Origin of the sequence: Krasilnikovia sp. MM14-A1259 (assembly GCF_047159535.1) — a bacterium.
In the GTDB taxonomy this organism is placed as follows: Bacteria; Actinomycetota; Actinomycetes; order Mycobacteriales; family Micromonosporaceae; genus Actinoplanes.
Map to the genome: position 1 here is coordinate 1,616,512 of NZ_BAAGAJ010000002.1, position 22,204 is coordinate 1,638,715.

Here is a 22,204-nt window from a genome sequence, read left to right on the forward strand (position 1 = left end):
CAAGAACAAGGTGTACGCCGAATGAATGGCACGGATATTCCGGTGAACATTCGGTGTATGCTCCGAAGATGGTCGATGCCTTGTCGTCGTTTGTGGGCCGGGAGCGCGAGCTTCTCGTCCTGAGTGACGCGATCATGCGCGCGACGGCCGGGCAGGGATCGGCGTTGCTCGTCGAAGGCGAGCCGGGGATCGGGAAGTCGTCCCTCGCACGGGCTGCCGCCGCCGCGGCCGCCGCGGCCGGTTGCCGCGCGTTCTCGGCGGTCTGCGACGAGCTCAGTCAGGCGTTCCCGTTGCTGCCGCTGCTGGAGGCGTTCGAGGTCGACGATGCGGCGGCCGATCCCGGGCGCCGGGCCGTCATGCGGCTGCTCCACGGCGACGCCACCCCCGGGCAACAGGCCGATGTCCCCGCCGCGACCGCGCAGGTCGTCGCGCTGGTGGAGCACGCGTGCGCGGCGTCGCCTGCGCTGCTGATCGTCGACGACCTGCAGTGGGCCGATCCGAGCACGGTGACGGCCTGGAGCCGGCTGGCACGCTCGACGCGGCGGCTGCCGCTCGTACTGATCGGGACGACCCGCCCGGTGCCGCACCGCGAGGACGTCGTCATGCTGCGGCGCGTGGTGGAGCCTGGGGCGTTGCTGCGGCTCGGCGGGCTGGGGCATCCGGAGTCCACCCGGCTCGTCGCCGGGCTCGTGGGCGGCACGCCGGGCGAGCACCTGTCGCGGCTGGCGCAGGACGCCGCCGGAAACCCGCTGTACCTGACGGAACTCATCGGCGCGCTGCGGCGCGGCGGCCGTCTCGTCGCAACCGGCGAGGGTGTCGAGGTGACCGAGAACGGTACGCCGACGTCACTGTCCGCGGCGATTGCCGACCGCCTGGACTTCGTGGCGGCGCCGGTGCGCCGGCTGCTGCGGGCGGCCGCGCTGCTCGGCGTGGGGTTCTCGGTCGCCGACCTGGCGACCGTGTCGGGCCGCCGGGTGGCCGACCTGGTGCCCGCGCTGGAAGAGGCGGTGGTCGCCGGGGTGCTGCGCGACCAGGACGGCACGCTCGCGTTCCGGCACCCGCTGATCCGCACCGCGCTGTACGAGAGCATTCCCGCCGCCGTGCGTGCGGCCTGGCACCAGGAGGCGGCCCGGGCGCTGGCCGCGCACGGCGGCCGGGTCGACCGGGTGGCCCGCCAGATGCTCGCCGCCTGCGATGCGACGGAGCCGGACGGCCGGCCCGTCGACGACGGGCCGCCGGACGACTGGACGGTCCGGTGGCTCACGGACAACAGCCGCCGGCTGCTCGACCAGGCTCCCCAGGCGGCGGTGCCGCTGCTGCGCCGGGCCGTGCAAGGCACCCCGGCCGGGACGCCGCCGCACGACACCCTCGCCGCCCGGCTCGCCGACGCGCTGTACCGGGTCGGCCAGGCCGACGCCGCGGCCACGGTCGCGACCTGCGCGCTGGGCCACGTACGGTCGCCCGACGCCCTGGTCGATCTGCATTGGACGTTGACGCAGTGCCGAGCGCTGCAAGGACGGTCGGCGGAGTCGTTGGCGGTGCTGGAGGCGGCCCTGGCCGCGCCCGTACTCACGGCCCGCCACCGGGCGCGGTTGCTCGCGCTGACCGCCCGTACGCATCGCAGCCTCGGCCATGTCGACGCCGCCGACCGGGCCGCCACGACCGCGCTGGCCGAGGCGACCGCGGCGAACGACCGGTGGGCTACGGCGTGGGCGCTGGCGGTCTCGATCCTCGTGCACGGGATGCGCGGCGAGGTCCAGCAGGCGCTGCCGTTGTTCCAGCGCGCACTGGCCGCCACCGACGGCGACCCGGACCTGGGCGACCTGCGCCTGGTGCTGCAGATCAACTACGCCGCGGCGCTGGGCGACCTCGACCGCTACTCCGACGCCGTGGTCGCCGCGCAGCGGGCCCGGCTGCTGGCCGACCACCTCGGCAACCTGCTGCGCCGCGCGCAAGCCCACAGTGTCCTGGCCGAGCTGCTGTTCGACATCGGGCGGTGGGACGAGGTCCTGGCCGAGCTGGCTCCCGGCCCGCTGACCGGTGATCTGTCCCGGGACCCGGTCGTCGAATGCAGTGATCATGGGATTGCCGCGGCCGTCCACTTTCATCGGGGCGAGCCGCACGCCGCCGGGCACCTGCGCGACGCGCAGCCGTACGCGGCCCGGCTGGGCGAGCGGGTGATCGGCCCGTTCGTGCTGGCCAGAAGCCTCGACCGGGAGGTGGCGGGGGCGCCGCACGCGGCGCTGGCCGTACTGATGGACAGCCTGTCGGATTCGCCCGAGGAGCTGGAAGAGACCGAGGACCTGCTCGCCGCCGCGGTCCGCCTGGCCACCACCGTGGGTGACCGCGCCGCGGCCGCGGACGTCACCGGCCGTGCAGAGCTGCTGGCCGGTCACTCACCGGTCCCCCACCATCGGGCGACCGCACTGCACTGCCGGGGGCTGCTCGACCACGACGCCGGGGTGCTCCTGCGGGCCGCCGACGGGTACCGGGGCGCGGGCCGCCCGCTGCTGCGCGCCCAGGCGCTGGAGGCTGCCGGTGTGGCAGCGGCCGACGGCGGCGACCTCGCCGACGGGCGGCGGCACTTCACCGAGGCGTACGCGCTCTACTCCGGCCTGCGCGCCGCGTGGGATCTCGCCCGCACCCAGGCCCGGTTCCGCACGTACGGGATCCGGCGCGGGCCGCGCACCCCGCACCGGCGCGCCCTGCAAGGCTGGGACAGCCTCACCCCGGCCGAGACGACGGTCGTCGCGCTGATCGCCCGCGGCATGTCCAACCCGCAGATCGCCGCGCAGCTGTTCCTGTCCCGGCGGACCGTGCAGACCCACGTGTCGCACATTCTCGCCAAGCTCGACCTGCGCTCGCGCACGGACGTCGCCCGCGAGGCGAGCCTGCGCACACTCGCCCCGCTGGCATGAGCGGCAATACGGTCAGCCGCGGCGCCGGTCCGTCACGGCGGTGACCGAAGCGATCCGGCGGGTGCGCCGGATCCGGCGCACCAGCGGCACGGCGTACCACCACATCGCGCACCACGACATCGTGGCGGCGGAGACCCCGACCGCAAGTCGGCCGTCCACCACGACACTGAGAATCAGCATCAACGCCGCGCCCATGGCGAGCAGCATCAACAGCAGCCCGCACAGCACGAACCGGCCGGCGGCCACCACCACCTGCCGCTTGAGCCGCTGCTGGAACAGCATCCGGTGGAACGGGGCGGGCGCGATGAGCATCGCCGCGGCGGCGCAACTGAGCACGAGCCCGACCACGTACAGGTGACGCTGGTCGTCGGTGAGGACGGCGAATCGGGGAGTGAACGCCAGGCTGAGCTGGCAGGCAAGCAGCAGTTGCACTCCGGCCTGGGCCAGCCGCACTTCCTGCAGCAGCTCGGCGTAGCAGCGGTCGAGCCGCTGCGTCGGCGTCTCGCCCCGGACCCGCTGGTTCCACGAGTCGTGGGATTCGGGGCCCCGCCCATGGGCATCGTCATCGGCACCGCGTCGGCCGTCCCACCGTACGATCCGGTCGGCCGGGTCCTCGACGCGGCGGATGCCGGGGCTCCCGCCGCCGGTCACTCGACGATCTGTCGTGGGCGTTCCCTCGAACCATGGGCTTGCCACCGCGGCCTCCTCATCCCGTGCTCCAGGCCAGAATCGCCGGTGGCGTGGTCTCGAGACATCGGCACCGCGGCGGATCCGCGAACGCGATCTCCGCCCGTACGACACCGGAAGATCCGCCAACGGGCGGGCGACGGATCACGGGGCCGCGGGGTCGGCGCCCAGCACTCGGTACGCGGGCCGCAGCAGGTCGGTGAGGGTGCGGCCGCCGTATCCGAGTGGCGGCGCGTCGAACTCGTCGAGCAGGGCATCCGGGCGGGCACCGGCCGGAGCCGGCCACGAATCGGTGCCGCCGGACGCGGCGGTCTCGCGGACGGGCGCGGCGGCGCCCCAGAACTCGCCGAGGTCACCGAGGTCGCCGTCGCCGGGGAGATCCGCTGCGGGCGGTGGATCCTCGTGGACGGCGGCGCCGCGGAGCTGCCGCAGCCGTTCCAGCAGCTCGTCGCGCCCGCGCCCGCGCCAGGCGAACGCGTGGAACGGATCGGTGTCCAGCGCGTCCGCCAGGGCGTAGCAGGTCGCGGCGAGATGCACGCACGGCATCGGCCACCGCTCGCAAGTGCAGTCCATCGCGACCTCGTCCAGCGACATCGGCAGCAGGCTCAGCCCGGCCCGGGCGAAGATCGCCGCGATGTCGTCCGGCATGCGCCCGGCGAACAGGTCCGCGACGTACCGGGCCTGGGTGGCGAGGTCGTCCTCGACACGGGCCCACTCGGCGGCGCCGAAGGCCCGCACCGCGATCCGGGCCCGGTGAGCGGCCGGTTCGTCGCCCGCCCGGACCTGCGCCACCACCAGGCTGCTGGAGATGGTCAGGCTGCGCACGTGCCCGGCACGGGCGTCGCGGCGCCCGCGGGCGAGCGTCGGCCCCATCCGTAGTGACTCGATCATCGACAGGAACGGCGCGGAGAAGCGGTCAGTCACCGATCGCCTCCCGATCCAGGGCGAGCAGGTCGCGCAGCTCCGTGGTGGACAGCGCGGTGAGCCACCCCTCCCCCGTGCCGACGACCCGCTGCGCGAGAGTGCCCTTGTCCACGAGCAGCCGGTCGATGCGTTCCTCCAGCGTGCCGAGGCAGACCAGCGTGTGCACCTGCACGTCGCGGTCCTGCCCGATGCGGAACGCCCGGTCGGTGGCCTGCGCCTCGGTGGCCGGGTTCCACCACCGGTCGACGTGCACGACGTGGTTGGCGGCGGTGAGGTTGAGACCGGTGCCACCCGCCTTGAGCGACAGCACGAAGACGCCGGGCCGCGGGTCGGCCTGGAACTGCGCGACCATGTCGTCGCGGGCGGCCCGCGGGGTACCGCCGTGCAGGTAGCGGACGGGCACCCCGAAACGGGCGGCCAGGTGCGGGGTGAGCATCGCGCCGAAGCGGGCGTACTGGGTGAAGCACAGTGCCCGTTCGCCGTCGGCGAGGACGCGGTCGAGGATCTCCTCCAGCCGCTCCAGCTTGCCGGAGCGGCCGGGCAGCGGCGAGCCGTCGCCGAGCAGATGGGCGGGGTGGTTGCAGACCTGTTTGAGCTTGGTCATGGCGGCCAGCACGATGCCCTTGCGCCGTTTGTCGTGCGCCTCGCCGAGCCGGGCCAGCAGCTCGTCGAGGACCGCCTGGTACAGCGTGGCCTGCTCGGCGGTGAGCCCGCACAGGTGCCGGACGTACCGCTTGTCGGGCAGGTCGGCGAGCACGGACGGGTCGGTCTTGACACGGCGCAGCAGGAACGGCCGGGTGGCCTGGCGCAGCCGGTCGGCGGCCCCGTCGTCGCCGTACCGCTCGATGGGGACTGCGTACCGGGCGCGGAACGTGTGCGCCGGGCCGAGCACGCCGGGGTTGAGGAAGTCCAGGATGGACCAGAGCTCGGCGAGCCGATTTTCCACCGGGGTGCCGGTGAGCGCGACCCGGTGGCGGGCGGGGAAACGGCGCACCGCCCGGGCGACCGCGCTGGCGCTGTTCTTGATGTGCTGCGCCTCGTCCAGCACGATCCGGTCCCAGCGCACCGCGGCCAGGGCGGCGGCGTCGCGGGTGGCGGTCGCGTACGTCGTCAGCACCACGTCGCACCCGTCGGCCAGGTGGGCCGGGTCGGGCCGGTCCGCGCCGTGCAGCACCCGCACGACGAGGCCCGGGGCGAACCGGGCCGCCTCCCGCTGCCAGTTGCCCAGCACCGACAGCGGACAGATCAGCAGTGTCGGCCCGCCCCGGGCGTGCAGCAGCAGCGCCAGCAACTGGACGGTCTTGCCCAGGCCCATGTCGTCGGCGAGGCAGGCACCCAGGCCCAGCCGGTCGAGAAACGCCAGCCACGACACCCCGCGCCGCTGGTACGGCCGGAGCTGCCCGGCCAGTCCGGCGGGCGGGTCGACGAGCTCCAGGTGCTGCGCCAGCTCGCCGCCGAGCAGGTCGGCGAGCCATCCCGTCCCGCCGGTCGCGGTGACCGGCAGCGGTAGCTCCTCGGGTGGCAGCAGGCGCACCAGGCGCAGGGCGTCCCCGGCGGTCATGGAGCCGCCGCCGCGGCGCAGGAAGGCCAGCCCGGCGCGGAGGTGCCCGGCGTCCAGATGGACCCAGCGGCCGCGCAGCCGCACCAGCGGCACCTTCACCCGGGCGAGGTCGGCCAGTTCGTCCTCGGTGAGGGTACGGCCGCCGAGCGCCAGCCCCCACCGGTAGTCGACGATCGACGCCAGGTCGACCGCGTCGTCGCGCCGCACCGGGGTCGTCGCGTCGCGCGGGCGCACCTGCAGGGACAGGCCGAGGCCCTGCGGTCTGCGCCACCAGGCGGGCACGAGCACGCCGTAGCCGGCCTGCTCCAGGATCGGCGCTGCGGCGAGGAACCGGTACGCCCCCGCGGTGTCGAGGATCAGCTCGGTGGGGTGGGTGGAGTCCAGCGCGGGATCGAGTTCGGGCACCAGCCGGGCGGCCCGGCCCAGGCCGGTCAGCAGCCGCTCCTGCGGGTGGTGCGTCCAGCGGCGCAGCGGGGCGGTGCGGTCGCGCCACACCTGCGCGGCGGGCACGAGGGCGCTCGGTTCGTCGCGGGCCTGCAGCAGGAACTCCAGCCGCCAGCCCTCCGCGGCGGGCAGCGCGGTCGGGTCGGGCTCGTCGGGCAGGTGGGAGAGCCGGAAGCAGACCCGCACGGCGGTGCCCGCGGTCGCCTGGGCGTGCCAGCCGTCGAGCGCGTCGGTGAGCCGGTCGAGCGCGTCGGGCGGCGCGTCGAACGCGGCGTCGCCGGTCAGCGCGGCGAGCCACGCGGCGCCGGCGGGCCCGTGCCCGGCCAGCCGCCGCCGGGTCTCGGTGTCGACGAGCCGCCCGAGCGCCGCGTGCAGCGCATCCGCGGCGGGCAGGCCCGCGAGCACGCCGGGCCGGGCCCGCTCGGCGCGGCACGCGGCGGGCATGTGGCGCAGCAGGTCCGCGTGGCGGGTGGCGTCGGCGCCCGCGAGGACGGGTCGCCAGCGGGCACGGGGGCGGGGGCGGTCGGCCAGCACCGCGGGCAGGACCCGGCCGCGGGTGACCAGGTCGGCGGCGAAGGCGCTCAGCTCGGCGAGCCAGGTCAGGGACGGGGCCGCCCGGGCGTCCAGAGCGTCCGCGAAGTCCTCCGGCACAGCCGGGACGGTGAGGGCGGGCACGGACCACGGGCGCAGCCGCGGGGTGCCGCGGCGCGGGGGCAGGCCGAGCTGCGGCGAGGCCAGCGGCCCGGCCCCGGTGGACGGCAGGAGCAGGGTCACCGGCTGCGGCGCGGCGCCGGGAACGGGACCGGGGTCCACGGCGAACGGGTGTGCGGGGGCGGCACCGCGGGAGCGCGACCGCGGACCCTGCCCCGCCCCGCCCGCCGGACCCGGCCCGCCATCCGTAGCGATCCCGTCTGCCGGACCGGCTGCGCGAGCGGCGGGATGGATGTCGATCCCGGCCCGCCCACCGGTCGACGCAGGATCGATCGCGGCGCGGGGCGGCGCGTCGGTCTCGGCCCACACGCCGAGGCTGCCGTCGCGGGTGATGAAGCCGTGCGCCACGCGCACCGCCTCCGGGCGCGGCGATACGGGTGGACCTGCCGGGCGGGTCGTCACGGGGCGACCAGCTCCCAGGTGATGTCCGGCGGGCGGACGCGGGCGCAGCGGGGACCGCCCGCCGCGTCGGTGAGCCCCAGGCGCCCGGCCAGTACGCCGTCGCCGGCGTGTGCCGCGCGCAGCAGGGCACCGGGGACGTCGCCGAACATCAGCTTGGCGCGGCGGAACATCGCGAACCCGTCGCCGTCGACGCTGCCCCAGCTCAGGTACAGGAAGCGGGCGCCGGGCCGCCCGTGCACCCACGGCCCGGACACGTCGAGCAGCCCGTCGACCTCCCGGGTGACCACCTCGAACTCCCACGTCGCGGACGCGGCGTCGGCGCGGACCAGCGCGACCGCCTCGGCGCGGCGCTGGACGCCGACGTGCACGTTGCCCAGCCGCAGGGCGGCCGCCTCGGCGCCGCCGCCGCGGCCGGGCAGGTCGACACCCTCGATCCGGACGAACACGCCCCGACTCTAGGCAACCCCTCCGACAGTCCCGGCAGCGATCACCGGGTGGGCCGGTGCCGTCGTCACGCGGTCAGCCCGTGGTCGACGCGGCGGGCCGGCGCGGTGCTGCCGACCGGCAGGTGCAACGGGCCGCGGACGACGCTGGAGCGGCGGCGCCGCAGCGGGCCGGTGCGGTGCAGCCCGGGCATGCGTTCCGCCAGGCGTTGCAGCGCGATGGTCGCCTCCAGCCGCGCCAGCGGCGCACCCACGCAGTAGTGGATGCCGCTGGAGAACGCGAGGTGGTCGGCGGTCTGCTCGCGGTGGATGTCGAACCGGTCCGCGTCGCGCCACACCTGCGGATCGCGGTTGGCGGCGCCGAGCAGCGTGACGACGAACTGGTTGCGGGCGACCGTACGCCCTTCCAGCTCCACGTCCTGCAGAGCGCACCGGGCCGTACGCTGCACCGGCGGATCCCACCGCAGCGTCTCCTCGATGGCCGCGGCGGCGAGCCCGGCCGGGTCGGCGCACAGGTCGGCCCACTGTGCGGGGTGTTCGAGCAGCGCGTTGACCGCGTTGCCGATCAGGTTGACCGTGGTCTCGAAGCCCGCGACCAGCAGCAGCGAGCACATCGGCAGCATCTCGGACGGCTGGATCTGGTCGCCCTCGGCGGCGACGATCCGGCTGATCACGTCGTCCGCGGGCGTCCGGCGGCGCAGCGCGAACAGGCTCTCGAACAGTTCGCGCAGTTCGTCGTTGGCGGCCTTGAGGCGGGCGGCGTGGGTGAGCGAGCGGATGCCGTCGAGGGCGCTGCCGATCACCGTGCCGTACCGGGTGAACCGGTCGGCGTCCGCGTCGGGCACCCCCATGAGGTCGGTGATGACCGCGATGGGCAGCGGCGCCGCGAACGCGGACACCAGGTCGAAGTGTGTCCCGGCCCGGTCGAGCAGGTCGTCGACGCGGGCCTCGATGCGCGGGCGGTAGCCGGCCATGTGGCGGGGGCTGAACGCGGGCTGGGCGAGGCGGCGCAGCCGGGTGTGGTCGGGCGGGTCACGGTCGAGGAACGACATGTCGAACTCGTCGTCGGGGGCGGGCACGGTCAGCTCGGAGGCGCGTACGCCGAAGCGCCGGTCGCGCAGCACGGTGCTGCAGACGCGGTGGCTGGTGGTGACCCAGTTGTTCAGCCGGGTCGGGGCGAGCGGCCCGGCCTGGCGCAGGCCGTCGTAGACGGCGTACGGGTTGTCGCGCCCGGCGCGCAGGTGCAGCAGGGACACGGGGTCGCGGCGCACGTACCCGTGGTAGGCGAATTCGAGGCGGCGTCGGTAGAGCGCGGCGGCGAACGCGGCGGTACGGCGGAGGTCGGCCATGTGCGGGGCCCTTTCGTCAGGGTGCGCCCAGTCCTCGGGTGTAGGTGTCCACGACGAGGTCGGGCGCGGAGCGGGGAGCGAGGTGTCCGGAGTAGACGGATTCGGCCGCGACGTAGACCAGCGAGTAGAACGTCTGCAGCAGCCAGTGGTCGGGGACCTCGGCGCGCAGCAGGCCGCGGTCCCGGGCGCGTTGGAGGACCGCGAGGGCTTGCGGCTCGACGCTCTTCCAGCGGCGGCCGATGTCCTCGGCGTGGTCGAAGATCGGATTGCGCCACAGGAACGCGAGGTGCGGGCCGACCGCGATCATCGCCTCGGCGAGGGCCCGCAACCCGCCGTCGGGCGCGTCGGCGGCGCGCACCGCCGTACCGATCATCTGTTCCCACAGGTCGATGGCGCGGTGACCGACGGCGCGCAGCAGGTCGTCGCGGGTGGCGTAGTGCTTGTGCAGGGTGGTACGGCCGATGCCGGCCGCCTCCGCGACCTCGGCGAGGGATGCGGCGGGGTCGGCGACGAGGACTTCGACGGCGACGTCGAGCAGCGCGGCCGCGGTGGCCAGGCGTACGGCGGAGCGCCGCCGCGCCACGCGAACACTCATGTTCGCAACCGTACATAAGTGTTCAGCCGAACTGAAGACCGATCGATGTGTCAGATGCACCGGTGGTGCACACTTCCGGGGTGCGAGCAGGTGACGACGAGGCGTGGCGGCGGGCGCTGCGGCACGTGGCCGCGGTGTCGTCCGGCCCGCCGGTGGATCCGGAGCTGCGGATCACCCTGAACTTCCACCCGGATCGCGCCGGGCTCCTGGCGGCCCTGGCCGCCGAGGGTGCGTACGTCTCCCAATTCGTCACCGGCACCAGCAACGGTGGCCTGAGCGCGTTTCCCGGCGGCGACCGCTGGCGCTGGGAGAGCCGGATCTTCGGCGGGGCGTACGACGACGCCCCTGCCCACACGCGGCCGGTCTACGGTGCGCTGAACTTCCGGCGCAAGCCGGTGGGTGGCGCACCCCGCTTCGGATCGGCCCACCTGCGGCTGACCGGTGCGGCGCGGACGCGGGCGACGTTCTGCTATCCGGACAGTTTCCTGGAACCGACCGCGTTCGCGACCGCGGACCGGATGTCGCTGATCGAGCTCGCCACCGGCGACCGGCGGGACGAGCTGGACGACTACATCGAGGCGCACGTGCACGGTCCGGTGCGGCTCGAGCGTGACGTGGAGGCGCTGGTTCTCGACCCGAGCTACCGGGGCACCGGCGTCGAGGCGGCCGCGCGCCGCCTGCCGTGCCGGCTGGAGTGGCACGAGGGCTTCCGCCTGTCGGTCTCCGAGCTGCGGCGCCACCCCGGCTTCCGCGGTGCGCAGTACGTGGAGCTGGGCGCCGGTATCGCGGTCGGCGGATGCCTGACCCCGCGGATCCTCGGGGATGCCGCCCGCACCGGCCGCTACGACGAGCAGCACCTCAAGCGGGTCTGGCACTACCTGGCCCGGTTCGGCCGCACCGGGTCGGACCCGGCGCCGTAGCGGGTCAGCCGGGGTGGGCCTGCGGGGCCCAGGGCGCGTCCGCCAGGCCGAACATGTCCGCCAGGCCGGTGACCCGTAGCTGGCGGTGCACGAACTCGCTGGGGTTGCGCAGCGTGAAACGGGCGCCGACCTCGCGGGCCGCCTTCGCGCCCGCGACGAGCGCGCCCACGCCCATGGAGTCCATGAACGTGACGAACGTCAGATCGACGATCATGCGGACCGGGCGCTCGCCGTGCAGTGTGGACAGCAGTGTGGCACGCAACGCGTCGACGGTGGCGGCGTCCAGGGAGCCTCGGACATCGACGACGATCGCCCCGTCGGCCTGCCGGCGCGTCGTCATCACGGCCTCGCCCATCGCGATCCTCCGCCCTGGCGGCCTGCCCGTGCGATCACGGTACAACGGGGCCGTTCCCGTCCGCAGGCTGCCGCCCATTCGGGTGCGCGCGACGGACAAGGAATGCGGCATGACGGAGCCCGTCCTCGTGGGACGGCTCCGTCATGGGCGGCACCGCGGCTGCCCTTCCGCCGGGGTTGGCGGCAGGCACCGGGAACCGGAGTGTGTGCCGCGACGCTAGGCCAGACGAAGATCGATGCGCGGTGCGCCCCGCGGCGGGGTGATCCGGCTCTCAGCGAGGCGGCGACCACGAGGCACCCGGCCGATGAAGGCGCCCCCGCCGCCGGGTCGAGCAGACCCGGGCGACGGGGGCGGTGGGAATCAGACGGCTCGACGCCGCCACCACCGGGGGACGCGGAACCGAGGACAGCGGTCGGCTCCACAAAAGGTGCAGTCCGTCCCGTGGCGGTGGTGCTCGTGGGCGCGGCGCTGGTGGCCACAGACACAGAGCGCGTCCTGCCGCGTCACCGGGTTACCCATAGTGGTGGTACGCACACTCTCAGACTCCAGGCGGGCCAATGGGTCACCGGGATCAACCTATCCATCTCTGCAGAGGTGACGGTGGCTGGCGGCTCTGCAACCGACCTGCACCCGTAGAAACACGTTCCGTAATGTCGACCGAGCGTGACGGGTTTCACATGGAGGAATCCGACATTTAGTTTTTGTCTTTCTACAGCCCCGCCTGTAGGGGAATATCCCTTTTGTCCGACACGCCCTTTGCAATGCCTTCGTGCGTCCCCCCGTCCGCTACTGGATGTGACGGATGAGTGCTTATGGACACCATTGTTGCCCGAGAGCATACCCACAGGTCATCCTGTTGGCGGCCCTGGGCTGCGCCGATGGAGGCACGTTGTCCCTTTGGTTAGTTGACGCTACGTAGCGCATTGCTAGATTGGTCAGCAGCGACTTAAGGGTTGCGTTTTCCCCACCGAAAACGCCTGATTCGACCGCATCTGCCGCCCCGGAAAGGGACCGACATGCAGCTTTCCTCCAGCTCGGGCAACACGCCTCGTAACGGAGAAACGTCACCGAAGGTAAGCGTCGTCATTCCGACCCTCAACGAGGAACGGAACCTGCCGCACGTCTTCGGGAAGTTGCCGGCCGGCGTGTCCGAGGTGATCGTGGTCGATGGAGGGTCCGTGGACCGCACCGTCGAGGTCGCCAAGGAGCTGCGACCGGACGTCGTCGTCGTCCAGCAGACCCGGACCGGCAAGGGCAACGCGCTCGCGTGCGGCTTCGCCGCCTGCACCGGCGACATCATCGTGATGATCGATGCCGACGGCTCGACCGACCCGGCGGAAATCCCACTCTTCGTGGCCGAGCTCGTCGACGGCGCTGACTTCGTCAAGGGTTCGCGCTTTGCCAAGGGCGGCCACAGCCACGACATCACCCGACTGCGCAAGCTGGGCAACGACGGCCTCAACCTTGTGGTGAACGTCCTTTTCGGAACGAAATTCACCGACTTGTGCTACGGCTACAACGCGTTCTGGAGCCGGGTCGTGCCCACCCTGGACCTTCCGGACATCTCCCTGCCCCGCCCGGCCGACGGCAGCAAGCTGTGGGGTGACGGCTTCGAGATCGAGACGATGATCAACATTCGCGCCGCCGCCGACGGCATGAAGGTCGGCGAGGTCGGCAGCATCGAGCACGAGCGCATCCACGGCCAGAGCAACCTCAACACGTTCCGCGACGGCTTCCGGGTGCTGCGGACCATCTTCAGCGAGTACGGCCGGGCACGCGGCCAGCGCAAGGCGAAGCACCGTGGCGCCGTCGCGCCGGTCCGCGTCCAGCAGGCGCCGAACACCACCACGGCCACCGAGACCACGACCGCGCGGATCCCGGCACAGACCAGCCTGGAGCAGATCGTGAACCGGCCGTCGGTGTCCGGGCGGACCCGGCCCGAGCACCGGCAGCACACCCCGCGCATCAACCGCGGCCGCGAGGTCGGCACCCGCCGCACCGACGACATCAACGCCCGGCGGGCCCGCGCGACGCTCGAGGACTGAGCCCTCGCCGCGCGCCCTGGTCCCCCCGGTCACCGCCACCTGTCGAGGAGCTTCCCGCGTGGAGAACCCCACCTACCGCCCCGCCGTCAGCATCGTCATCCCGACCCACAGCGAGCAGCGCTGGCCGCTGCTGGTCCGTACGGTCGCGTCCGCCAAGTCACAGGAGTACCCGGCGGCCGAGATCGTGGTCGTCATCGACCACAACCCGGAGCTGTACCGCCGGGCCCGGCGCGACCTGCCGGGGGTGACCGTGCTGGAGAACCTGTACGAGCAGGGCGTGTCGGGCAACCGGAACACCGGTGCGTTCCACACCCACACGCCGCTGATCGCGTTCCTGGACGACGACGTCATCGCCGCGACCGACTGGCTCGGCAAGCTCGTCGCGCCGTTCGCCGACCCGGCCGTGGTCGGCACCGGCGGCGGGATCAGCCCGGCATGGGAGAACAGCCGGCCCCGGTGGATGCCCGACGAGTTCCTGTGGGCGGTCGGCGGCTCGTACACCGGCATGCCGACGACCACGTCGCGGATCCGCAACGTCTGGTCGGCCAGCATGGTGGTGCGCCGCGAGACGTTCATGGCGGTCGGCGGGTTCCGCACCGGCTTCGGCAAGAAGGGCAACCAGGCCAGCCCCGAGGACACCGAGCTGTGCCTGCGGATGAGCGCGCACGGCGGCGGCCACTGGATGTACGTCCCGGACGCGGTGATCCGCCACGCGGTCCCCGCCAAGGCGGCCACGTTCGGCTTCTTCCTGCGCCGCTGCTACGCCGAAGGACGCGGCAAGGTCCAGATGGCCGGGCTGCTCGACGGCTCCGAGAGCCTCGGCTCCGAGCGCGACTACCTGCGGTCGCTGCCCAAGGCGGTCGTGCGCAACATCGCCGCCGCGTCGCGGGGACGCGGCGTCAACCACGCCCTGCGTGCCGGTGGAGTCCTCGCCGGGGTGGCCGCTGCCGGCTTCGGCGGCGCGGTGGAGACCGTCGCCGGCCGTCGCGCCGAACGCCGCCCGGCCGCCGCCCCCGCCGGGGCGACCCGGTGACCGCCCGGGTGAACGGACAGCTCCGGACGGCGACTCCACGGGCGGAGCAGGTCATCACCCCGCCCGCGATCGAGCACACTGGTGACGTGCTGCCCGCCGCCGTGTACGACGTCGACCTGTCCGAGCCGCTGACCTCCGTGGGCGCGGTCGATGCCGACGGGCGCCGCGTCGCCCGGGCCTGGTTGCTGGTCCGGCTGTTCACCGAGCCGATCGGGACGCTGCTGCTCGACGTACCCGATGAGGGTCTGCGTCCCGGTGAGCTGGCCGCCGCGATCGACGCCGAGCTGGGCGCGGCGCTGCGGCCCCGGCTGGGTGAGTTCGGCCTGGACGCGCTGCCGGTCGACGGGATCACCCCGGACGGCGAGCCCGCATTCCTGGCCCGCCGCCGCCAGGTGCTCGCAGACGCCCCGCCGATCACCGTGGTGATCTGCACCCGGGAGCGTCCCGGCGCGCTCGCCCGCTGCCTGGACAGCCTGCTCACCCAGAACTACCCGCAGTTCCGGGTGCTGGTCGTGGACAACGCCCCGGAGACCGACGCGACCGCCGAGGTGGTCCGCGCTGCGGCCCGCCGCGGCCCGGTCGACTACCTGGTCGAGCCGAAGGCGGGGCTGTCGTTCGCCCGCAACGCCGCGGTCGCCGTCGCCCCGGGCGAGATCCTGGCCTGGATCGACGATGACGAGTACGCCGACCCGAACTGGCTCGCCGAGGTGGCCCGGGCGCTGGCCGATCACCCCGACGCGGACGTCGTCTCCGGCGTGATCGTCCCGGCCGAGCTGGAGACCCAGGCGCAGTTGTGGTTCGAGCAGTTCGGCGGCCACAGCAAGGGGCGCGGCTTCAAGCCGGACGTGTTCAGCCCGGCCACCGCACACCGCCAGAGCCCGCTGTACCCTCTGCCCCCGTTCGGCACCGGTGCGAACATGACGTTCCGTGCGGGCGTCATCGAGCGAATCGGCGGGTTCGACACCGCGCTGGGCGCCGGCACCCCGGCGATGGGCTCGGAGGACACCCTGGCGTTCACCCAGGTGCTGGTCAGCGGAGGCACGATCGTCTACCAGCCCACCGCGGTCACCCACCACTACCACCGGCGCGACCTGGCCGGCCTGGAGAAGCAGATGGTCGGGTACGGCGCGGGACTCACCGCCGCGTACACGAGCCTGCTGATGCACCGGCCCGGCCTGCTGTGGCCGCTGCTCAAGCTGGTGCCGGGCGCGCTGCGCGACCTCACCGGCAGCGACAGCCTGCGGGTGGCCACGCTGCAGGACGACTTCCCGCGGGAGCTGCTCAAGGCGAACCGGCGCGGCATGCTCGCCGGGCCCCGGGCGTACCTGAAGGGGCGACGGCAGGCGCGTACGAAGAACCGCACGGCGGGCCGCTGAGCGCGGGACTCGTCCGTTCGCCGAAATGTTCTCCCGGTAAGGGGCATTCCCGGCAGCGCGGAACCATATGACGCTAATGATCTGCCACCAGCTCATGGGCATGGCCCAACCGGCCGGGGCGGCCGATGGCCGCCCCGATCGGGGACCATGGGGTGCCGGGCCGTGCGGCCCGCGCCCCGCCGTCCGGTCCACGCTTCACGGGGAAACTGAATGCCCATCTCGCGCCAACCCGAGCCGCCGCCCGACGGCGGCTGGATCCCGCACCATGCCGTCGCACCCGGCGACGGGCCGGAACCCGGCAACGACCAGGTGAAGGAGCGCCCGACCGGCGTGATGCAGTCCATCCAGCAGTTCGAATCCCCGGAAGACGCAGAGGCCCAGCACACCGCGGACCAGCGCACGGCAGACGGGACCGACAAGCGCGAGGGTGAGCAGCCCGACACCGCCCGCGGCACCGCCCGGGTGCAGCCCGACCGTGCCCGGGGCACGGCGCGGGTGCAGACCGCCGGCCCGCGGGCGGACGTTCAAACCACCACGGGCGTGCCCAAAACCCCCCTTCCGCCACCGCCGGGCCTCACCCTGGGCACGCCGGGCCTTTCTCCGCGTACGCCGGGGAAGGCCGCAGCCGCGACGGGCGCAGCCGGGGCGACGCCTCCACCCGCGAAGGCCCCGGCCGCCGCCGGATCGCCGGCCGCCGAGAACCCGGCCCCCGCCACATCGCCCGCCGCGACAACGGCCGCCGCCCCGCAGACCGGCACGGAAGCCCCGCCGAAGGTGCCCGTCGCGCGGGTCGAACCGCAGGCCGACGCGGCGCGGCCCGCCCCACCGGCAGTGGCACCAGCTCAGCCCGCCCCGCCGGTAGTGGCGGGCACACCAGCTCAGCCCGCCCCGCCGGTAGTACCGGGCGCACCAGCCCAGCCCGCCCCGCCGGTAGTACCGGGCGCACCTGCGCAGCCCGCCCCGCCGGTGGTGCGGGGCGCACCAGCCCAGCCCGCCCCGCCGGTAACGGCAGCCGCACCAGCCCGGCCCGCCCCACCGGCGGCACCAGCCCAGCCCGGCCCACCGGGTGAGCGAGTGGCCGGTCGTGCGAAGGCACCGGGCGCGGCGACCGGACACGCTGCGGCTAACGGCAAGCCAAGGCTTACCGAACGAGTGCCCGCGGCCGATCAGTCAGGCGTGCAGGAGCAACGGCCGCAGGCCGACCAGCCGGCGGCGGCCGAGGCCCAGGGGCGGGCCCGCGTCCAGCCCAAGATCCGCGGCGCGGCGGTCGTGCCCGGAGCCGGGCAGGACTCCACCACGCTTCCGCCGCCGACGCCCACGCCCGGCGAGATGCCCCCGACCCGGATCCCGGTGGTGCCCGGACGTCTGAACGCGCCGCCCACGCCCGCCACCCCCGCACCCGATCCGGCCCGCGCGCCCAAGCCGGCAAGCGTCCGCCGCCAACCGCTGGACCTGGGACATGCGCCGCTGGTGCTGGCACTGTCCAGCCTCGGCGTGCTGCTGGTCGCGTTCTCGTACCAGGGTGGCCGAAACGGCGCGTCGAGCGCGATGACGGCGTACTGGATCGGTCAGGTCGTGGTCTTCACCCCGGTCGTGTTGCGGCTGCTCAGCCGCCGCATGGCGGGTGTGGGCGAGTCATTCCTACTGGTCATGGGCCTGGCCGTCAACCAGTACCTGCTGAAGTGGATGTACAGCCCGGACCAGTTCCGCTTCCCGGACGAGCTGCAGCACTGGCTGGCCACGACGGTCCTGATGGAGACCGGCAAGCTGTTCCAGCCCAATCCCGCGCTGCCGCCCGCGGTGCACTTCCCGGGGCTGGCCGAGATGGCTGCCGGTCTGTCGGGCCTGACCGGCATGCCGGTGACCGCGTCCGGGGTGATCGTCGCCGGGGTGGCGCACCTGGTGTTCGTGGGCGTCCTGTTCGCCACCGCGCTGCGGGCGAGCAACTCCCCCGCGGTCGCGGGCGTCGCCTGCGCGCTGTACGCCACCGCGATGCACTACCTGTTCTTCAACTCGATGTTCCTGTACCAGACCGCGGCGCTGCCGTTCTTCATGCTGACGATCTGGGCGACGCGCCGCTGGCTGGCCGAGGGCGGCAAGCCGTTCGCGATCATCGCGGTCGGGTCCATCCTGGTGACCACGGTCAGCCACCACGTGACCGCGTTCGCGCTGGTCGCGACGCTGGTCCTGCTGGCGGTGGCCGACCTGGTCACGCAGCGTCCCCGGCGGGCCGCGACGCTGGTCATGCCGGCGGTGGCACTGGCGATCGTCGCAGCGTGGATCCTGTTCGTGGCCAGCGACGTGATCGAGTACCTGGAGGACCCGATCACCCAGGTGATCGCCACGGTCCGCCAGCTGCTCAACGACGAGACCACGCCGGAGGCGGCCTCGGCGGCGGTGTCGGTCGGCCAGCTGGTCGTGCAGGGCGCCGGTCTGCTCGGCCTGTTCGTGCTGTACCTGGCGTGCGTGCGCGACATGATCCACCGGCACGACCGGGACTCCTGGCGGTGGGCGGCCGTGGTGGGCAGTTTCCTGTTCTTCGCGGGCAACGCGGTGCGCTTCCTCGGCCAGAACGGTCCGGAGATCTCCGGGCGGCTGCAGACGTTCACGTACATCCCGATCGCGATCCTGTCCGCCATCGCCCTGGTCCGCGGCGTGCAGATCATCCCGCTGCGGGACAGCGCGGGCCACCGGTGGCGCGCCGCCGCCCCGGTGTACGACTATCCGGCGCCGGTGGGCTGGCCGTTGTTCACCCGGGTGGCCGCGGGCTCGGCGCTGGTCACGCTGCTGATGATCGGGGCGCGGGCGGGCGGCTGGCCGCCGCTGGTGTCGCTGCTGCCGGGTCCGTACCTGCCGGGCGGCTTCGAACGGTCCGTGGACGCGTACGGGGTCGCGGCCGCGAACTGGGAACGGGAGACCCTGGGACCGGACCACCGCATCGGCGGCGACGTCACGTCCGTGTCCCTGGGCTCGACGTACGGGCGCCAGGACCCGGTGCGTGAGGTGGGCCCGCTGTTCTACGCCGACCACTGGGGCCTCGCCGAGGACGACCTCGCGACCCGGGTGCACCTGGAGTACCTGGTGGTCGACCAGCGGCTCACCACCCGGCTGCCGGTCAGCGACGCGTACTTCGAGAACGACCCCCGCGCCGGGCGGATCACCAGCCCGCTGACCACGGCGCAGATCGGCAAGTTCGACACCCTGAGCGAGGTGGACCGGGTGTACGACAACGGCACCGTCCGCATCTATCACGTGGGGGACGCCGAATGAGGCCGAAGCTGGCCCTCGCCCTCGCCGCGATGACCGTCGCCGCTGCCGCCGGGGTGATGTACGGGCCACCCGCACTCGCCATGGCCGGCGGGCTCCCGCTCGCGCTCGCGCTGCCCGGCGCGGCACTGACCGGGGCGCTGCTGCGCGGCCGCGAACTGAGCGCGGTCGAGCGCACCGTGCTGACCGCGGCGCTCAGCCTCGCCGTCCTGGTCCTGGGCGGCCTGGTCATCCACGTGACCGGCTTCCCGATCGGCCGGACGTCGTGGACGATCGCCACCGGCGGCGTCACGCTGGTGGCGCTGGTCCTGGCCGGTGTCCCCGACCGTGGGGTGGCCTGGCTGAAGACCCAGGTCAGCAAGCTCTGGGACGAGGAGGAGGACGACGAACCGGACGCCGCCCCGGAAACGGCACCGGCCCCGGTCGCGGCTCCGGTCCCGGCCAAGGTCCCCCACCCTAGGGTGGCCTGGCTGAAGGCCCAGGTCAGCAAGCTCTGGGACGAGGAGGAGGAGGACGACGACGAACCGGACCCCGCCCCGGAAACCGCCGTAGCTCCGGCTCCGGCTCCGGCTCCGGCTCCGGCGCCCGCCCCCGTTGCGGTGCCGGTCGCGGCGCCCGCCCCCCGCCCGGTGGCCGCGACTCCCGTGCTGACCGAAGACCAGGTCTCGACGATGCTGCTGCCCAGGGTCGTCGACGCCGCGCCGCCGGGCGACACCGCGGAGCCCGCGGAACCGCGGCGGCTGGTGTGGCAGCTTCTCCCGCTGGTTCTCGTGCTCGCCGTGCTCGGCGGGGCCGGATGGCTGTCCTACGGCAGCTCCATCCGCAGCTACGAGACGACCGTGACCGCGCTGTCGGCCGGTCAGCCCGGCCCGGTGAACGCGTCGGGGAGCCGCCTCGTGCCGGTCACGGCGACCGGCCTGCTCCCCGAGTACGGGCCGTACACGCTGGCGGTGACCGGTCCCAACGGCAAGACCACCGAGCAGCGGACGATCGCGGTGACCACGGACGGCACCTGGACCGCGAGCATCGGCATGCCCAGCGGGCAGCGCACGACCGTGAACCTGTTCCGGGCGGGCGAGACCACCCCGTACCGGACGTTGTACATCGCCGCGGTCCACTGACCGGGCGGGACGTCAGGCGCTGAAACGCTCGCTGGTGGCCATCGCCCGGTACGCGGCCAGCGACTGCGGGTCGGTGTCGATGCGCCACTTCTCGTTGTAGCCCGGGTGGGTGTCCGTGTCGAACCAGGTCACGGCGCCGACCGCGGGCCGGTTCTGCACCCACTGCGCGAACAGCGTGATCCAGTCGGCCTTCGTGCTGCCGCCACGGTCCACCGACCCCACTTCGGTGACGGCGATCGGCTTGCGGGTGGCGTACCGCTGGTAGATGCCGTCGAACAGCGTCTCGGGGGACTCGCGGTGCAGGTTGTAGCCGGAGATGCCGACCCAGTCGACGTACTCGTCGCCCGGGTAGTAGGCCTGCGGGGTGTTCCAGTCCTCGGCGGGATCGGAGTGCCAGTTGGGGCTCCACACCCACGAGACGTTCCGCGCGCCGGCTTGGCGGAAGATCCGGTGCACCCGGCGCCAGCAGGCGATGTAGCCGTCCGGGTCGTCGTCGTTCTTGGCGCCACCCCAGGGGAACCAGAAGCCGTTCATCTCCCACGCGTAGCGCAGCATGACCGGCCGGCCGTACTGGGCGATGCGGCGGGCCGCCCGGGCGATGAGCGCGTCCGCGGCGCCGCCGTTGACGGCGGAGTACTTGGTGCCGCGCCACGAGATCATCGGGACCGCCCGCTCGGGGAGGTCGGGCAGCCGGTTGGGCAGGTTGTCGGTCCACTCGTAGAACAGGTTGATCAGGCGCTGCGGCCGGCCGAGCTGGCGGTCGCGCAGCTCCAGGCTCTGCCGCATGGTCATGCCGCTGAGCGCGAGGTACGAGCCGAGCAGCACCTTGCCCGCGACCAACGGGACCGGCCCCCCGCCCTTCGTGACGACCGGCGGCGCGGCGGGCGAACTGTGCGGCTGCGACGGCGACGCGGACGGCGCTCGCGGACCCGCGGCCTTGCTTTTCGACGAACCGGCCTCGTGCACCACCAGCGTCACGGCCGGCACCGCGGCCAGCGCTCCCAGACCGAGGACGCCGCGACGGGTCAGCCGCGGCCCCGGGCGGGGCGTGTCGCTCACGTCAGGTTCCGGCCGGCGCGGCGGGCGACGCGGCGCACCATCCGCCACCCAGGCTGGGCGAGCCGCTTGACCTGCGGCACGAGGGAACTGCCGCCGCCGGCCACGAGCGCCACCAGGTCCGCGCCGGTGTGGTCGGGGGTCGGCTGCAGACGGGGTACGGCGAAGCGCCGCTCGTGGGGATTGTGCAGCCGGCGGCCCACCTCGGTGGCGTTGTCGTGCCCGGCGGCCTGCACGACGTCGCGCACCCGGCGGCCGTTGTAGCCGTGCGGGTAGGCGAAGCTGCGCACCTTCAGCTGCAGGCGCTGCTCCAACTCGTCGCGGCTGCGGACGACCTCCTCGCGCAGCTGGGCGCGGGGCAGCACGTCGAGCGGGTGGTGCACGAGGCTGTGGTTGCCGATCTCGACGCCGGCGGCGGCGACCTCGGCGAGCTCGTCCCAGGACAGCATCGGGCCGAAGTCGGGCGACCACTGGCCCAGCCAGTCGGCGTGTTCGCCGAGGTGGCCCACGGAGGCGTACAGGGTGGCGCAGGCACCCGCGGCGGCCAGCGCCGGTACGGCCGCGGTGAGGAAGTCCCGGTAGCCGTCGTCGAACGTCACCGCGAGCAGATTGTCCGTGCAGCCGGCGTCGAGCAGGTCCAGGGCCTCGGTGAGGCCGACGAGCCGGTAGCCGGCCGCGGTGAGCGCGGTGAGCTGCTCGGCGAGGCGGTCCGGGGGCACGGCCAGGTCCCGCATGGGCCCACCGACCGCGGACACCGAGTGGTACATCAGCGCCGGCATGGTCTCCCACGTCGGCGACGCCGTGACGGTCACTTGCGTGTTCCTCCCCGCTCGGGCCGGTCACGACGACAAATCGGCCGGTGCATTGGCAAGCTTCGGCGTTATCGGGATCGTTGGCAACCGTCCCACTGGCCGTTTCTGACCATCCGTTTCCGGGATCTGCCGCAGGTCACGCCGTTTTCCGGATGTCACCGGGAGCGCCCATCTCCCCCGGCGGG

General features: G+C 73.7%; 16 protein-coding genes. 7 read left to right on the top strand and 9 right to left on the bottom strand.

Annotated elements, in window-relative coordinates; translation table 11 throughout:
* Window positions 1-68: 68 nt before the first annotated feature.
* Window positions 69-2,918 carry a helix-turn-helix transcriptional regulator gene (locus ACMCNK_RS06965; protein ID WP_412735560.1) on the top strand — a complete coding sequence of 950 codons (2,850 nt, stop codon included), beginning with the start codon at window positions 69-71 and terminating at the stop codon, window positions 2,916-2,918.
* Between the two features lie 12 nt (window positions 2,919-2,930).
* On the opposite strand, the gene ACMCNK_RS06970 is transcribed toward ACMCNK_RS06965, so the two are convergent.
* The 6 genes from ACMCNK_RS06970 to ACMCNK_RS06995 form a co-directional block, all read right to left on the bottom strand.
* Window positions 2,931-3,614 carry a DUF6328 family protein gene (locus ACMCNK_RS06970; RefSeq protein ID WP_412735561.1) on the bottom strand — a complete coding sequence of 228 codons (684 nt, stop codon included), beginning with the start codon at window positions 3,612-3,614 and terminating at the stop codon, window positions 2,931-2,933.
* Between the two features lie 135 nt (window positions 3,615-3,749).
* Entirely contained in the window at window positions 3,750-4,529 is a 780-nt protein-coding gene (locus tag ACMCNK_RS06975) for a hypothetical protein (RefSeq protein WP_412735562.1), read from the bottom strand.
* Window positions 4,522-7,593 carry an SNF2-related protein gene (locus ACMCNK_RS06980; protein ID WP_412735563.1) on the bottom strand — a complete coding sequence of 1,024 codons (3,072 nt, stop codon included), beginning with the start codon at window positions 7,591-7,593 and terminating at the stop codon, window positions 4,522-4,524. Before ACMCNK_RS06980 ends, ACMCNK_RS06975 begins: the two co-directional genes overlap by 8 nt.
* 50 nt (window positions 7,594-7,643) lie before the next feature.
* Window positions 7,644-8,093 (bottom strand): DUF5990 family protein, encoded by a 450-nt coding sequence (locus ACMCNK_RS06985; protein ID WP_412735564.1) that lies wholly within the window; start codon window positions 8,091-8,093, stop codon window positions 7,644-7,646.
* A 65-nt stretch (window positions 8,094-8,158) separates the two neighbouring features.
* The gene (locus ACMCNK_RS06990; protein ID WP_412735565.1) at window positions 8,159-9,439 is read right to left on the bottom strand and encodes a cytochrome P450; all 1,281 of its coding nucleotides are present in this window, start codon (window positions 9,437-9,439) and stop codon (window positions 8,159-8,161) included.
* 16 nt (window positions 9,440-9,455) lie between these two features.
* Entirely contained in the window at window positions 9,456-10,034 is a 579-nt protein-coding gene (locus ACMCNK_RS06995; protein WP_412735566.1) for a TetR/AcrR family transcriptional regulator, read from the bottom strand.
* Window positions 10,035-10,249: 215 nt separating this feature from the next.
* Between ACMCNK_RS06995 and ACMCNK_RS07000 the strand changes: the two genes are divergently transcribed.
* Window positions 10,250-10,954: a DUF3626 domain-containing protein gene (locus tag ACMCNK_RS07000; protein WP_412740769.1), complete on the top strand. Its 705-nt coding sequence runs from the start codon at window positions 10,250-10,252 to the stop codon at window positions 10,952-10,954.
* Window positions 10,955-10,958: 4 nt separating this feature from the next.
* On the opposite strand, the gene ACMCNK_RS07005 is transcribed toward ACMCNK_RS07000, so the two are convergent.
* A complete protein-coding gene (locus tag ACMCNK_RS07005) occupies window positions 10,959-11,309 on the bottom strand; it encodes an STAS domain-containing protein (protein WP_412735567.1) in 351 nt (116 codons plus the stop codon).
* 1,016 nt (window positions 11,310-12,325) lie between these two features.
* Between ACMCNK_RS07005 and ACMCNK_RS07010 the strand changes: the two genes are divergently transcribed.
* From ACMCNK_RS07010 to ACMCNK_RS07030, 5 genes are all read left to right on the top strand, one after another.
* Complete coding sequence (locus ACMCNK_RS07010) at window positions 12,326-13,354, top strand: glycosyltransferase family 2 protein (protein WP_412735568.1); 1,029 nt, start codon at window positions 12,326-12,328, stop codon at window positions 13,352-13,354.
* A 58-nt stretch (window positions 13,355-13,412) separates the two neighbouring features.
* Entirely contained in the window at window positions 13,413-14,387 is a 975-nt protein-coding gene (locus ACMCNK_RS07015) for a glycosyltransferase family 2 protein (protein WP_412735569.1), read from the top strand.
* Window positions 14,384-15,763, top strand: coding sequence for a glycosyltransferase (locus tag ACMCNK_RS07020; RefSeq protein ID WP_412735570.1), 1,380 nt, complete (start codon window positions 14,384-14,386; stop codon window positions 15,761-15,763). The genes ACMCNK_RS07015 and ACMCNK_RS07020 overlap by 4 nt, the downstream gene beginning before the upstream one ends.
* A 210-nt stretch (window positions 15,764-15,973) precedes the next feature.
* Window positions 15,974-19,033 carry a hypothetical protein gene (locus ACMCNK_RS07025; protein WP_412735571.1) on the top strand — a complete coding sequence of 1,020 codons (3,060 nt, stop codon included), beginning with the start codon at window positions 15,974-15,976 and terminating at the stop codon, window positions 19,031-19,033.
* A complete protein-coding gene (locus ACMCNK_RS07030; protein WP_412735572.1) occupies window positions 19,030-20,151 on the top strand; it encodes a hypothetical protein in 1,122 nt (373 codons plus the stop codon). The genes ACMCNK_RS07025 and ACMCNK_RS07030 overlap by 4 nt, the downstream gene beginning before the upstream one ends.
* Before the next feature lie 12 nt (window positions 20,152-20,163).
* Here ACMCNK_RS07030 and ACMCNK_RS07035 read toward each other — a convergent pair whose 3' ends face one another.
* Together ACMCNK_RS07035 and ACMCNK_RS07040 are read right to left on the bottom strand one after the other, a co-directional pair.
* Complete coding sequence (locus ACMCNK_RS07035; protein ID WP_412735573.1) at window positions 20,164-21,210, bottom strand: glycosyl hydrolase; 1,047 nt, start codon at window positions 21,208-21,210, stop codon at window positions 20,164-20,166.
* Window positions 21,207-22,019: a polysaccharide deacetylase family protein gene (locus ACMCNK_RS07040; RefSeq protein ID WP_412735574.1), complete on the bottom strand. Its 813-nt coding sequence runs from the start codon at window positions 22,017-22,019 to the stop codon at window positions 21,207-21,209. The genes ACMCNK_RS07035 and ACMCNK_RS07040 overlap by 4 nt, the downstream gene beginning before the upstream one ends.
* Window positions 22,020-22,204: the final 185 nt, after the last annotated feature.

Excerpts from the sequence above, each read along its gene's own strand:
- ACMCNK_RS07025 (WP_412735571.1), top strand. The coding sequence starts at position 15,974 with ATGCCCATCTCGCGCCAACCCGAGCCGCCGCCCGACGGCGGCTGGATC.
- ACMCNK_RS07005 (WP_412735567.1), bottom strand. The coding sequence starts at position 11,309 with ATGGGCGAGGCCGTGATGACGACGCGCCGGCAGGCCGACGGGGCGATC.
- ACMCNK_RS06990 (WP_412735565.1), bottom strand. The coding sequence starts at position 9,439 with ATGGCCGACCTCCGCCGTACCGCCGCGTTCGCCGCCGCGCTCTACCGA.
- ACMCNK_RS07010 (WP_412735568.1), top strand. The coding sequence starts at position 12,326 with ATGCAGCTTTCCTCCAGCTCGGGCAACACGCCTCGTAACGGAGAAACG.
- ACMCNK_RS07030 (WP_412735572.1), top strand. The coding sequence starts at position 19,030 with ATGAGGCCGAAGCTGGCCCTCGCCCTCGCCGCGATGACCGTCGCCGCT.
- ACMCNK_RS06995 (WP_412735566.1), bottom strand. The coding sequence starts at position 10,034 with ATGAGTGTTCGCGTGGCGCGGCGGCGCTCCGCCGTACGCCTGGCCACC.
- ACMCNK_RS06965 (WP_412735560.1), top strand. The coding sequence starts at position 69 with ATGGTCGATGCCTTGTCGTCGTTTGTGGGCCGGGAGCGCGAGCTTCTC.